The sequence below is a fragment of the Brachyspira catarrhinii genome, assembly GCF_005518285.1.
GTDB classification, from domain to species: Bacteria; Spirochaetota; Brachyspiria; order Brachyspirales; family Brachyspiraceae; genus Brachyspira; species Brachyspira catarrhinii.
In genome coordinates, this window is the sequence record NZ_SJDU01000023.1 from 1 (window position 1) to 12824 (window position 12824).

The window sequence follows — 12824 nt, forward strand, 5'->3', positions numbered from 1 at the left end:
ATTATTCTATTTATTCATTAAAACTTTATTCAAATTCTTTTTTGAATTTATTAAATTTAAGTTTGCAAAAAGCGTTTATTCATTTAAACGTTTTTATAAATTATTTTATTTTAAGGAGATTAAATCATGAGTCTTTTTGATTTAGTAGTAAAAGGCGTTAAAACGGCAAAAGAAATAGGTGGAGAGTATTACAAAGAATACCAAAAGTGCAAAGAAGAGTATAAGGATTACGAGGATACCGAACTTTTAAAGGTATATCGTTCTTCTATAGGCGTTAAAAAATTAGCCTTGCAACAAATTCTTAAGGAAAGAGGATTAATATTATAAGGAGATATATTTATGGCTACAAATAATAGAAAACAATCGTTAGTTAATCAAGTGAATAGACTTAAAGAACAAATAGCTCAAAAAAAAGAGACTATTGCAAAAATTAAGTCAAAACCTTCTGGCGGAAATAATAGTTCCGATAGAAACAGTATAAATCTATTGGAAAAACAAATTATGAATTTGAAAACTCAAATCACAAGATTAAAATCACAACTTTAATAAGCTATGATTTATAAAAGGAGATTATTATGTCAAAACAATTAATAATTAATCAAATAAATAGAAATAAAGAAGCTATAGCGAAAAAGAAAGAAGAAATTGCCAAAATCAAAGGCAACGCTTTAAGAATGAATAGGCGATTAAATAGTTCTGAAAAAAATAGCATAGGAACTATTGAAAGACTTATTTTAAATTTAAGAACTCAAAACGCCGGGTTAAAAACTAAACTCGGCAGATTATAATAAAAGGAGTAAATTATGGGATTATTTTCAGATTTAATAGGAGGAGCTATTAATTCGGCTATAAATTATAACGATAAAGACCACTTTTTTAAAATTTTATGTCTTGTAATTTATGCCGATAGCGGTAATGTATCCGAAAGCGATGTGGAAGTGGCTACGGATTTATACAATACTATATTTAATGAAGATATGATTGCGGTGCAAATTTATAAAAAATTAAAATCTACATATCAAGATATGTATAATTCCGATAAATCTCCCGAAGAAATTATCGAAGATATAGAAAGTGGCAGGATAGATAGAAATAAACTTAAAATGTTTTTTATATGCGCATGTTATATGTCTTTTGCAAATGCAGACAATATAGAAAAAATAAGCAAGAAAAAATTATATATGGTTTATCTAATAAAAGATGGATTTTATTTAGATGACGATGAGGTTAATGACGCTTATATATTTGCAAAGAATAATTTTGGAATAAATGGTATGGGTTATCAGAATATGGTAACTTTATTTGAAGCGGCATTTGAATATTTTGAAAATAATGGATTTGAAGAAGATGATGATAACGCTTATTTATCATGTGTAGATAAAAATATTTCTATTTCAACTCAAAAAGATGAAGCTATACAGGATAATGAAGATATGGAAATTGAAGAAAATAATAAAAAAGTAGAAGCTTTGATTGATTTATCCTTATCTTATATGAATAATTTTAATTATAAGGCATCAATAGAAGTTTTGCTGAAAGCTATAAAAATAAAACCTAATGATTGTACTATTTGGTATGATTTGGCAACCTCGTATAAATTTGATAAACAATATGACAAAGCTATAGATAGCTACCTAAAAGCTTCGGAATTAAACTCCGATGACTTTGAGATAGCAGAAATTTTATTTGATTTAGGGAATACATACATTGAAATTAAGCGATATCAAGAAGCAATAAACACCCTATTAAAATCTATTGAATTAAACCCTAATAACGAATCTACTTGGAGTATTTTAGGGCATGCATACAATGATAGCGGGCAATATAAAAAGGCAATAGATAGTTTCTTGAAATCCATTGAAATAGACCCTAATGATTATATAACTTGGTTGATGTTAGGAACTTCATATTATAATGACGGTCAATATAGCGAGGCTATAAACTCTCTATTAAAATCTATTGAGTTAAACCCTAATAATGAAACTACTTGGAGTAGGTTAGGGCATGCATACAATGATAGCGAGCAATATAAAAAGGCAATAGATTCTTTTTTAAAGGCTATTGAAATAAACCCTGAAAATTCTGATACTTGGAAAATGTTAGGGGTTTCATATTATAATGACGGTCAATATAACGAGGCAATAAACGCCCTATTAAAATCTCTTAAATTAAACTCTGATAATTGGGCTACCTTGTCAGTATTGGGAAATTCATATTATAAAAATGGTCAATATGAAGAGGCTATAGATAGCTCATTAAAATCTATAGAATTAGTTCCTAATGTCGATGCTTGGATTACATTATGTAAAATATATCGAAAAAATGGCAATACTAAAGAATTAGAAAATGCCGTTGCAAAAGTAAAAGAATTAAACCCTAATTTAGACTATGATAAGTTAATTATGGAAGAATTAGTATTGAAATTTAAATATTAAATAATTAATAAGTGGAGGTAATTTAATTATATGAGTATAGATTTTAATTTAGGAGCAGCATATTTACAAAACGAACAGTATAAAGAGGCAATAGATTCTTTTTTGAAAGCCGTTGAATCAAATCCTAATGATTCGGATTCTTGGCTTGCATTGGCTTTTTCATATGGCGCAGATGAACAATACGAAAAAGGAATAAAGGCATTGCTAAAAGCTAAAGAATTTAACACTGATAATTCTAAAATAGATAAAATAGATGAAATTTTAGAGAGTTTATATGTAGGACAAGGCAAATTTTATTTTGAAAACGAGCAATATAAAGAAGCTATAGATTCTTTATTGAAAGCTATTGAAATAAACCCTGAAGATTCTGATACTTGGAGCATATTAGGAGGTTCATACTATGGAGATAATCAACATAAAGAAGCAATTAACAGTTTTTTAAAAGTTAATCAATTAAACCCTGATTCTATTGACCGTCTTACTTTATATATGGTAGGAGATTCATATCGACAAATTGGTGAATATAAAAAAGCAATAGATTTTTTATTGAAGTCTATTAAAATAAATCCTGACAATTCCGATAGTTGGGCTATATTAGGCATTTCATATTACAAAAATAATCAATATGAAGAAGCGCAAAATTCTTTTTTAAAAGCCGTTGAATTAAATCCTAATGATGATTATAGTTGGGCAAGATTAGGATATTTATACGATAAAAAAAAGCAATATAAAGAAGCTAAAGAATGCTATTTAAAAGCTGTGGAATTAAACCCTACAGATGCCAATATGAACTCATTAGGAGATATATATGGCAAAAACGGTCAATATAAAGAATCTATAGATATTTTATTGAAAGCTACGCAATTAAACCCTTATAATGATATTAATTGGCGATTATTAGGACTTTCTTATAACAAAGACAAGCAATATGAAAAATCTATAGATGCTTTATTGAAAGCGACAGAGTTAAATCCTAATAGCCATATTAATTGGCAATTATTAGGCTCTTCATACGGGGAAAATTCTCAAATTGATAAAGCTATAGAATTTTTATTAAAGGCTAATCAATTAAATTCTAATGATAGTGAAAATTTACGATTATTAGGAGTTGCATATTATAACAATGGAGAATATGAGGAAGCGATAAATTTATTTCTAAAGGCTATAAAATTGAATCCAAATCATAATAAAATTTGGATAGTTTTAGCAGATTCATATAATATAATCGGAGAATACGAAAAAGCAATAGAAGCATCATCAAAAGCTATTAAATTAAACCCTAATAATGATTATACTTGGGTAATATTGGTCATATTGGGTGATGCATATTATAATAGCGGGCAATATAGAGAGGCTAAAGAATGTTATTTAAAAGCTACGCGATTAAATTCTAATGATAATTATAGTTTTAATATGTTAGATGAATGTAATAAACAGTTATAATTAGTATTTATAATCCATGTTTATTTTATAAGACTTGCTTCTATGCGAAATATCGAGTATATAAATAGTAATTTCATTGTCGACAATATCGCATATTATTCGATAATCGCCGACACGATAACGCCAAAATCCGCTTAAATTCCCCGCTAAAGATTTGCCTTTAATTCTTGGATTTTCTAATCCCTCTAAATTGTCGATAAATTTCGCTATTCGTTTTTGGACTGCAAAATCCAAATTCTCTAATTGCTTTTTAGCGTTTGGTTGTATTATAATCTTCATTTATAAACCAAATTTATAAGCCAAGTTCTTTTTTAACCGATTGCCAACTTTCGCCTGTCTCTCCGTTAAGTCTCGCTTCTCTTAATTTGAGAGCGGTTTTATAGTCGTCCAAATATTCCAAAATCGCTTCTTCCATTAATTTTTCTTTCGTTATATTTCTTTCTTTTGCAATTTCAAAATAAACTTCTTGCGTTTCTTCTGGAATGTTTAATGTTATATTCATTTTGTCTCCTTTTTCAAGGCTTTTGCATAATAATTAATTTTATCATAATATTAAACAAATTCAATATTAAAAAATAAAGCTACCGAGTTAATGACCCGATAGCTTTTATCATTTAATATTTTATAAATCAATTTCTATAAGGCGAAATATCCCTCAACCTTTTAACTATTTTCTCCAAAGCGTCCGCAGTATAATTTATCTCTTCCATAGTATTGTCAAGCGATAACGAAAATCTTGTCGAACTATGAGCGTATTCGAATGGAACTCCCATAGCTTGCAAAACGGGTGAAGGCTCTAATGTGCCAGAAGAACATGCGCTTCCGCTCGAAGTGCATATTCCGTAGCCGTCAAGAAGCAGTAAAACCGACTCTCCTTCTATATTTTTGAAGCTAATATTTGTCGTATTGCTTACTCTTTTCGCGTTTTTTCCGTTTATTTTTATATCGCCTATTCTTTTTGAAACTTCTTCTTCGAGTTTATCTCTCAATTTTGAAGTATGCTCGTTAAACTTTGGAAGTTCCGATTTTACCATAGAACATGCTTTGCCGAGTCCTACAATATAAGGGACATTTTCCGTTCCCGCTCTTCGTCCTCTCTCCTGATGTCCGCCAGTTTGAACCGTTCTTAATTTCGTTCCGTTTTTTATATATAACGCGCCTATTCCTTTTGGGGCATGTATTTTATGTCCAGCAATAGTGAGCATATCTATATAAGGTTCGTTTTTCATGTTAAGAGGAAGTTTTCCAGCGGCTTGAACGGCGTCAACATGCAATACCGCTCCAGCGCTTTTTACTATCTCGCCTATTTCTTTAATCGGAAAAATCACTCCCGTCTCGTTATTGGCATACATTATCGAAACTATCGCCGTGCTTTCGTTTACGCTTTTTTTCAATTCTTCCAAATCTATATTTCCATCGTTATCGACATTCAAAAGAGTTATTCTATATCCTAATCTCTCCAATGATTTGCAAGTTTCAATAACTGCGGGATGTTCCACTTTCGTAGTTATAATGTGGTTTTTAGTCGGGTAGGCTTCAATCGTTCCTCTTATAGCCATATTGTCGCCCTCGCTTCCGCAAGAGACGAAACAGACTTCAATCGGTTCGCATCCCAAAAAGTCCGCGACTTGTCCTCTTGCGTTTTCCATCTCTTTATGAACTCCGCCCGCGACGGTATACATACTCGAAGGATTAAAGTATTTTTCTTTAAAATATGGAAGCATTGCCTCCAAAACTTCTTCGTAAACTCTCGTTGTGGCGTTATTATCCATATAAATTAATTTTTTATTTTCCATTTTTTTCTCCAATACAAATTTTAAACTTCCACAACTTCCAAATCTTTATTTACAATCTCTTTAATTTTAGGTTCGACAAAACCTTTTAAAGTGTTTTTAGAAGCGAAACATGAAGAACAAGCTCCCTTAAAAGAAATTATGACTTTATTACCGTCAACATCGACAAGTTTACAACTTCCGCCGTCCATTTTAAGCATCGGATTAATAACGGTTTCCAAAGCTTCTTCGATTTTTTTCACTTTTTGAACCGTAGTGAGAGGAGCGTTTGCCGCAAGTCTTTCTCTTTCTGCAAGCTCTTCGTTTAATATGTCTTCCAATTTTACTTTACAAGCTCCGCATCCTCCTCCCGCTTTCGTATAAAAAGTTATTTCTTCTACCGTATTCAAATTGTTTTCTCTTATAGCTCTTTTTATTTTAGTGTCCGTTACTCCGAAACATTTGCAAACTATAGCGCCTTCGTCATGCTCGTCATCTTCGGTTGTTATTCCTCTGTAGTTATTTATCGCTTTTTCCAAAGTTTCCATTCCCATTACCGAACAATGCATTTTTTCTTCGGGCAGTCCTCCCAATTCTTCGGCTATATCTCTATTTGTAATCTTTTTAGCTTCGTCAAGAGTTTTGCCTTTTATCATTTCGGTAAGAATGCTGCTGCTCGCTATAGCCGACGCGCAACCGAAAGTTTGAAATTTTGCGTCCGTTATTTTTTCCGTAGCCTTGTCTATTTTTAAAGTGAGTTTCAAAGCGTCTCCGCAAACTATACTTCCCGTCATAGCTTCGGCATCTGGATTTTCTATCTCTCCCACATTTCTTGGATTTATAAAATGGTCTTTAACTTTATCCGTATATTCCCACATAATTTACCTCCATAAATTTTGTAAAATTATTTTAATATTAATTATATTTTCCGCAAATCTTCAAATTTCAATTTAACGGAAAATATAATGTCGTAGAAACAAATAATTATTTATTTATTTCGTCTAAAAGTTTTTGTATATTCGGCTGACAACCTCCGCAGCCCGTTCCAGCTTTAGTAGCTTCGCCGACTTCTTCAACGGTTTTTAATTTTTTAGAGATTATCGCCTCTCTAACTTCGCTCTCCGTTAATCCCATACAGAAACATAATGTTTTATCTTCTGCCATCGTTTATTCTCCTATCGTTTTAATTTAATTTTTAAATTTTATAAAATAGAAAAATACGATTTCGTAATAACTATTTTATAACCTTTCATTGTTAGAAAATTATAACATTTTAAGAATAAATATCAAGTGTTATAATTTACAAAATAGTAATTATTCCTAATTATTTTGCAATATTTACAATTAATAAAGTAATATATTATAAAATAAAAAAGATACGAATTATTTTAATCCGTATCTTTATTTAAATTAATAAAATTTATTAATTATTTCTTCCGTAAATTAGTTTGGAAGAAATTATAGTTATAATTAAACCAGCTAATGTAATAGCGAACGCTGGCATACTTGGTATTAAAAATTTGCATGCTAAAGGAACGCCTAAACCGAATATTAATAATATTGGATATTTAATGCCAAATTGCATCAACACCGCTCCGAATATCGCTGGCACGGCATAGGATTTAAATGCATCTGACACTATAGGAGGAACCGCATTCAAAATAGCCGCTCCCAATACGGCAGCCAAAGTGACAAAAAATAAATTAGTAATAATAGAACCAGCTATTCCCAATGCTGAAATAATTTCAACGCTTCTTGTTCCTGGTTGAGTTTCCGTTACATCTAAAGCGCAAGCTGCGGCTGGAACTCTCATATTACCGCAATTTCCCGAAAGAAAAGTCATGTATGTTCCAGATAATCCCAAAACAGGATAATAACTTATCGGTTCGATTACATATATTACTCCATAAGAAGAAACGACTAAAATCCAAGCCTTTAAAACGACATCCAAAGGCGGAAATATACCATGCGATATCATTAAATACATAACTGGAAAAAATGAAGCCACAATGGCGGATAAAAGAGTAATTCTGCCTATTAAATTAATAGGATTATTCCATATTTTTTGAAATTCTTTATCATCCATAATATTATCCTCCAATAATCATTTTTACTATAACGGCTACTATCATGCCAGAAATCATGGCTATACCCAAATTATATTCTCTTATATTTTTTCCAATTTTAGTTTTAGATACATATCTTAAAAGAATAAACATAACGGCTGCGGCAGACAATACGGAAGCCGCAGTATCTATTTTAGGCAAATATCCAGAAGATAAATTTCCAAATACCGCTACCATAGACGCTGCCGATAATAAGGCTAATCCAGCCTGATTTCCGCCAGAAATTTTATGCCTCAAAATTTCTAATTTACTGCTTAATATCGTAGCCGACAATAGCCATCCGCATCCGTTAAGCGCCATAGTTATCCAAGACACTATCAAAGCGACTTCGTTGTAATCTGGACCGCCAAATTTAACTCCCATAGCTTCCGCTCCGAATTGCGCTCCCGCCATCTCCGTAGTCGCAGCTCCTATGATAGAAAGACGCATCCAGCTCATAGGCGCTCCTATTACGGATATCATGCCAACCATAACTATAAATCCAGATATAGCGGGACCTATAGCCGTTAATAGCCCAGCTCTAAAAGCTTTTTTACATGTATCTTTTGAAATTCCTAAAGATACCGCCGTTTTGTTAGCCAATCTCGAAATTAATATAGCCTGAACCAAACTAATTATAACTACTACGGAACATAAGGGCCATAATATTAACTGATTAGCTATTCTTAAAATCTCTTCGTTCATTTATTTTCTCCTAAATATTTAATAGCCCACTCGCTCATTAAAACGGAGGCTTGATATAATTTTGACTCGTTTATCTCGAATTTACTATTATGATGAGGAATGTTTTTCTTCGTAGGCGTAGAAAAAAATATAAATACTCCTGGAATATTTTGTAGATATTCAGAAAAATCCTCCCCTCCCATAGAAGGAGCAAAAGGCAAAGCTTTTTTAAACCCTAATTGTTTACAAACTTCATTTAATTGATTAACTATATTTTTATCGTTAATTACGGGAGGGCATCCCCATATAATTTCTACTTCCGCTTTAGCTCTATTAGCATAAGCTATCGACTCTGAAATTTCTTTTATCCTATCGGCTATATATTTTCTATTTTCTTCGCTAAATGTTCTAAAAGTTCCTTCCAATACCACTTCGGATGGAATTATATTATATTGACTTCCGCCGTTTATCATACAAATAGAAATAACTATAGGGTCTGTGGCTATAATCTCTCTGCTTTTAATATTATATATTCCTTGAACTACCTGACTTGCCGTTAATACGGGGTCTACTCCAGAATGAGGATAAGCTCCATGCGAACCTTTGCCTACAATTTTTATAATTATTTTATCATAAGATGCCATTAAAGGTCCTTCTTGAATAACAAATTCGCCGTTTGGAACATCTGTAGCTATAGTGCCTACATGAGTTCCTACTATAGCTTTAACGCCGTCTAAAAGCCCGTCATTGATAAGATTTTTTGCGCCGATAGCCAATTCTTCCGCAGTTTGAAAAACTAATCTAACCGTCCCTTTTAATTTATTTTTATTCTCAAGCAAATAATGAGCCGCTCCAATGAGGCATGCCATATGAGCGTCATGTCCGCAAGCATGCATATTTCCATTGGTAGATGCATAATCAAATCTAGTCTCTTCGCATATAGGGAGAGCGTCCATATCGGCTCTTATAGCGACAATATTTTTAGAATTTCTATCTCCTATATCGCATACAAGCCCAGAATCTTTTTTGCATTCTTTAGGTTTAAGTCCGAGTTCTTTCAACTTGCTCATAACATAAGATTTAGTTTGCGGAAGTTCCGTTCCTACTTCTGGTATCTTATGTAATTCTCTTCTCATTGAAACTATAATTTCATTTAATTTTTTGTAATCCATAGATACTCCATTTTTATAAAATTTTGTTATAACTATATTATCAGTATAGTAAGTGAAACCCAAAAAATCAAGTAAAATACAAATTTTACTTGAAATTATCTTATATTATGCTTCTTCACTCTCGCTTTTTCAATATTTCTACTTTGCCATTCTTTTTCCACATAAAAACCTAATTCACTTTTTAGTTCCTCTTTTGTATAAGAAACCAAATTCGCAATTTCGCTCATATTAGGTTTTTCTTCCGATAAAATTCTTATTATTGCCACTCCGCTTTCAAGTCGAACTACATCGCTAACCGAACTTACGTCCAAAGAAAATACTCTTCTATAAAAAGTCTCTTCGGAAGATTCGGGAATTATATCTCCGCTAATCGAACTTAATCTGCCTTGATTATAATAAAATGGAGAAGAAGGTTTATAATATTTGATATTTCCGTTATTATTTAAAGAAGCAAGATTGTTGTTTCTATCGAATGCCGATTTCAATATTTCGGACTGTCTCGTTTTTTCCGCTTCGAGTAAAATATTCATGTTTGCGTCTAAATATTCGTTTTTCAAAATATCGGTTTTTACATCGGTATATTTTTCTGGTAGTTTTATATCGTTTAATAAAACTATATAATAATTTCCGTTTACATAAATTGGTTGCAATAATGTATTAGTTTTTGTATTCGTAAAAATACTGTCGGCGAAACTTTCCGAAGGCATTTCCATTCTCGTTATATATTCCCATCTATAATTATTTGTGTCAACGCTTCTTTCGAGAGCGTTTTTTTCAAATAAAGTTATATCGTCATTTAAAGTTTTATATAAATTATCGGCGACTCCTCCGCTTTCCAAAACTATATAAGAAATATCCGCTTGAGCGAAGTCGGTTTTATTTTCGTTAAAATATCTTTCCAAATCGGATGCGGGAATTTCGGAATTTTCTACTATCGAAACGGCGTCTATATAAGCCATTTCAATATCTCTTTTCGTTTGAGTTTTTATAAAATTTCTTTCCGTTTCCAAAGAATTAATTTTTATATTGTCAAAAAGTTCTACCGATATTGTTTGAGATAAAATATTTTCTTTTATTTCTCTTTCCACTCTCGATAACTCCGATTTTGAAGTATTTTTAACGAAAGACTGAAAAGCGTTATCGTTATATATTCCGTTTGTGTCGACAAATTGCCCTTTCATAACTTCGACTACGATATTGTCCGAAACCGCTATATTTTTGGAAGCGATTTTATCCAAAAGAACGGTAGCGACCGCTCTTCTAAAGGCAATATCTTCTATATAAGAATACATTTCGTTATTTATCTGAATTCCATATTGCTGATAATTTGCCTCTATACTTCTGAAAGCTCTGCCATAAGGACTCGTGCTTGTATAATAAATCGGCGTTCCGTTTACCGTTCCTATAATCGGCGTAGTTTGGTTTCCTCTCGTATCGACAACCAAAAAATATACTATAAGGAGAACGGAAATAACCGAAACTCCAAGCCATTGCAAAGTTTTTACCAAATTACTTTTCTTTTTCGTTTCAATTTTTTTAGGCGACATTAAATTATCCTTGAAAATTTTATTTTTTATAATCTTTTATTTTAAATTTATTTAAGATTTTTTAATTATATAAAAAGCGGTAAAAAAATCAAGGTATATTTATTAAGTCAATATCATTTATGAAAATGCTCGTATATATTATTTGCCACTTTATAACTAATTCCAGGAATATTTCTTATGCTTTCCAAAGACGCGTTTCTTATATTTTCGATATTGATAAAATGCGAATATAATTTTTCTATTCCGCTTTTGCCAAGCCCCGATATGCTTTCAAGTTCGCTTTTAATCATCTCTCTGCTTCTCTTCTTGCCATGACTCGTATTCACAAATCTATGCGTTTCGTCTCTCACCTTCTGTAAAAATAATCTCGCTGGTTCGTTGTCTTCAAGTAAAACTGGTTCTTCTCTATTCGGCAAATATATCTCTTCAAATTTTTTAGCTAGAGCCATTATAGGCTGTCCTTTAATTTCAAGTTCTTTCAAGGCTTCTATAGCGGAATTAAGCTGTCCTCTTCCTCCGTCTATAAGAATCAAATCTGGAAATTTTAATTTTTCTTCTTTAAGCCTTTTGTATCTTCTATAAACCGCCTCTTTAATAGAAGCAAAATCGTCAATTCCTTCAACCGTTTTCATGTTGAATAATCTATAATTTTTATTGTCCGAAATTCCGTTTACGAATCTAACCATTCCCGCCATCGTATAACTTCCTTGAATATGCGCAATGTCGAAAGATTCTATTATATTTGGAGCTTTGCTTAATTTGAATATTTCTTTTAATCTGTTGATTCCAAGCGGAATTTCTTTTACCAAAATTTTTTCTTCAAAAAGATGTTTTGCGTTGTTGTTTGCAATATTTATCAAACCTTTTTTTGTTTCATCGAATTTTATTTTCACCGTTTTGCCCGATATTTTTTTTAAATAATCTTTAATAACCGTTATATCGTTTATTTTTACTTCCGTTAAAATCGTATTTGGAATCAAATTTGCGTAAATATAATATTGCGAAAAGAAAGCGGAAACTATATCGGAATAATTAGACGCGGAAGATAAATTTGAAGAATCTTTAAGCGAAAAATCTTTTCTGTCTGCGAGCCTTCCGTCCTTAACCGACAAAATTACTATAATATAATTTCCTTTCTCGCCGTAAATTCCTAAAATATCCATATCGTCATTTTCTTGAATATAAATATTCTGCTCGACATTAATCGATTTTAAAGTGTCAATTTTATCTCTTATATCTTTTGCTTTTTCAAATTCTAATTTTTTCGCGTAAGATTCCATTTCTTTTTTTAAGTTTGAAACGAGTTTGTCGATTCCGCCGTCCAAAATCATTGCCGCTTCTTCGACCGTTTTATCGTAATCTTCTTCGTTTATTAAATTTGCGCAAGGAGCGGTGCATTTATTTATATGATAATACAAACATGGTCGAATAGGTCTTTTTAGCGGAAAATCCAATTTGCATCTTCTAAATTTAAAATTATCCGTCATAAATTTTATTATATTGTTTACTTTTTCCGATTCCACATAAGGTCCGTAATAATTCCTAAATTTATTCGCGTTTTCCTTATTTATAACATTTCTCGCCTTTATGATTCTTGGAAATCGTTCGTTCGTTATAGCCACAAAAGGAAAAGATTTTTGGTCTTTAAGAAGAATATTATAATGAG

15 protein-coding genes are annotated in these 12824 nt (G+C 31.6%); 5 read left to right on the forward strand and 10 right to left on the reverse strand.

Translation table 11 applies throughout. From position 1 onward, the window contains the following. Nucleotides 1-126: 126 nt before the first annotated feature. Genes EZH24_RS01705 through EZH24_RS01725 form a run of 5 tightly spaced genes read left to right on the forward strand, consistent with a single transcriptional unit; the run spans nucleotide 127 to nucleotide 3878 of the window. A complete protein-coding gene (locus EZH24_RS01705) occupies nucleotides 127-327 on the forward strand; it encodes a hypothetical protein (protein ID WP_137997410.1) in 201 nt (66 codons plus the stop codon). A gap of 12 nt (nucleotides 328-339) precedes the next feature. Then, the gene (locus EZH24_RS01710; protein WP_137997411.1) at nucleotides 340-546 is read left to right on the forward strand and encodes a hypothetical protein; all 207 of its coding nucleotides are present in this window, start codon (nucleotides 340-342) and stop codon (nucleotides 544-546) included. Between the two features lie 29 nt (nucleotides 547-575). Next, nucleotides 576-788, forward strand: coding sequence for a hypothetical protein (locus EZH24_RS01715; protein ID WP_137997412.1), 213 nt, complete (start codon nucleotides 576-578; stop codon nucleotides 786-788). A gap of 15 nt (nucleotides 789-803) precedes the next feature. Continuing rightward, nucleotides 804-2435 (forward strand): tetratricopeptide repeat protein, encoded by a 1632-nt coding sequence (locus EZH24_RS01720; protein ID WP_137997413.1) that lies wholly within the window; start codon nucleotides 804-806, stop codon nucleotides 2433-2435. A gap of 30 nt (nucleotides 2436-2465) precedes the next feature. Further along, complete coding sequence (locus tag EZH24_RS01725) at nucleotides 2466-3878, forward strand: tetratricopeptide repeat protein (RefSeq protein WP_137997414.1); 1413 nt, start codon at nucleotides 2466-2468, stop codon at nucleotides 3876-3878. On the opposite strand, the gene EZH24_RS01730 is transcribed toward EZH24_RS01725, so the two are convergent. The 10 genes from EZH24_RS01730 to uvrC form a co-directional block, all read right to left on the reverse strand. After that, nucleotides 3879-4157, reverse strand: coding sequence for a type II toxin-antitoxin system RelE family toxin (locus tag EZH24_RS01730; protein ID WP_137997415.1), 279 nt, complete (start codon nucleotides 4155-4157; stop codon nucleotides 3879-3881). It abuts the gene before it with no gap. A gap of 13 nt (nucleotides 4158-4170) precedes the next feature. Further along, on the reverse strand, nucleotides 4171-4380 hold the full coding sequence (locus EZH24_RS01735) for an MDR/zinc-dependent alcohol dehydrogenase-like family protein (RefSeq protein WP_137997416.1): 210 nt from the start codon (nucleotides 4378-4380) through the stop codon (nucleotides 4171-4173). Between the two features lie 127 nt (nucleotides 4381-4507). Beyond that, nucleotides 4508-5674: a cysteine desulfurase NifS gene (gene nifS, locus EZH24_RS01740; RefSeq protein ID WP_137997417.1), complete on the reverse strand. Its 1167-nt coding sequence runs from the start codon at nucleotides 5672-5674 to the stop codon at nucleotides 4508-4510. Nucleotides 5675-5694: 20 nt separating this feature from the next. Beyond that, complete coding sequence (nifU, locus tag EZH24_RS01745) at nucleotides 5695-6528, reverse strand: Fe-S cluster assembly protein NifU (protein ID WP_137997418.1); 834 nt, start codon at nucleotides 6526-6528, stop codon at nucleotides 5695-5697. A 106-nt stretch (nucleotides 6529-6634) separates the two neighbouring features. Then, the gene (locus EZH24_RS01750; protein ID WP_137997419.1) at nucleotides 6635-6814 is read right to left on the reverse strand and encodes a (2Fe-2S)-binding protein; all 180 of its coding nucleotides are present in this window, start codon (nucleotides 6812-6814) and stop codon (nucleotides 6635-6637) included. Between the two features lie 259 nt (nucleotides 6815-7073). Continuing rightward, entirely contained in the window at nucleotides 7074-7736 is a 663-nt protein-coding gene (locus EZH24_RS01755) for a hypothetical protein (RefSeq protein WP_137997420.1), read from the reverse strand. 4 nt (nucleotides 7737-7740) lie between these two features. Further along, nucleotides 7741-8460: a DUF5058 family protein gene (locus EZH24_RS01760; RefSeq protein ID WP_137997421.1), complete on the reverse strand. Its 720-nt coding sequence runs from the start codon at nucleotides 8458-8460 to the stop codon at nucleotides 7741-7743. Further along, nucleotides 8457-9611: a M20 metallopeptidase family protein gene (locus EZH24_RS01765; protein WP_137997422.1), complete on the reverse strand. Its 1155-nt coding sequence runs from the start codon at nucleotides 9609-9611 to the stop codon at nucleotides 8457-8459. Before EZH24_RS01765 ends, EZH24_RS01760 begins: the two co-directional genes overlap by 4 nt. Nucleotides 9612-9706: 95 nt before the next feature. Then, nucleotides 9707-11158, reverse strand: a complete 1452-nt coding sequence (locus EZH24_RS01770) for a peptidylprolyl isomerase (RefSeq protein ID WP_137997423.1) — start codon at nucleotides 11156-11158, stop codon at nucleotides 9707-9709. Between the two features lie 113 nt (nucleotides 11159-11271). Next, the coding region (gene uvrC / locus EZH24_RS01775) for an excinuclease ABC subunit UvrC (protein ID WP_137997424.1) at nucleotides 11272-12824 on the reverse strand (1553 nt) is incomplete at its 5' end.

What these genes read in the sequence shown, in the direction of transcription:
- EZH24_RS01705 (WP_137997410.1), top strand. Translation starts at nt 127, where the DNA reads ATGAGTCTTTTTGATTTAGTAGTAAAAGGCGTTAAAACGGCAAAAGAA.
- EZH24_RS01710 (WP_137997411.1), top strand. Translation starts at nt 340, where the DNA reads ATGGCTACAAATAATAGAAAACAATCGTTAGTTAATCAAGTGAATAGA.
- EZH24_RS01715 (WP_137997412.1), top strand. Translation starts at nt 576, where the DNA reads ATGTCAAAACAATTAATAATTAATCAAATAAATAGAAATAAAGAAGCT.
- EZH24_RS01720 (WP_137997413.1), top strand. Translation starts at nt 804, where the DNA reads ATGGGATTATTTTCAGATTTAATAGGAGGAGCTATTAATTCGGCTATA.
- EZH24_RS01725 (WP_137997414.1), top strand. Translation starts at nt 2,466, where the DNA reads ATGAGTATAGATTTTAATTTAGGAGCAGCATATTTACAAAACGAACAG.
- EZH24_RS01730 (WP_137997415.1), bottom strand. Translation starts at nt 4,157, where the DNA reads ATGAAGATTATAATACAACCAAACGCTAAAAAGCAATTAGAGAATTTG.
- EZH24_RS01735 (WP_137997416.1), bottom strand. Translation starts at nt 4,380, where the DNA reads ATGAATATAACATTAAACATTCCAGAAGAAACGCAAGAAGTTTATTTT.
- nifS (WP_137997417.1), bottom strand. Translation starts at nt 5,674, where the DNA reads ATGGAAAATAAAAAATTAATTTATATGGATAATAACGCCACAACGAGA.
- nifU (WP_137997418.1), bottom strand. Translation starts at nt 6,528, where the DNA reads ATGTGGGAATATACGGATAAAGTTAAAGACCATTTTATAAATCCAAGA.
- EZH24_RS01750 (WP_137997419.1), bottom strand. Translation starts at nt 6,814, where the DNA reads ATGGCAGAAGATAAAACATTATGTTTCTGTATGGGATTAACGGAGAGC.
- EZH24_RS01755 (WP_137997420.1), bottom strand. Translation starts at nt 7,736, where the DNA reads ATGGATGATAAAGAATTTCAAAAAATATGGAATAATCCTATTAATTTA.
- EZH24_RS01760 (WP_137997421.1), bottom strand. Translation starts at nt 8,460, where the DNA reads ATGAACGAAGAGATTTTAAGAATAGCTAATCAGTTAATATTATGGCCC.
- EZH24_RS01765 (WP_137997422.1), bottom strand. Translation starts at nt 9,611, where the DNA reads ATGGATTACAAAAAATTAAATGAAATTATAGTTTCAATGAGAAGAGAA.
- EZH24_RS01770 (WP_137997423.1), bottom strand. Translation starts at nt 11,158, where the DNA reads ATGTCGCCTAAAAAAATTGAAACGAAAAAGAAAAGTAATTTGGTAAAA.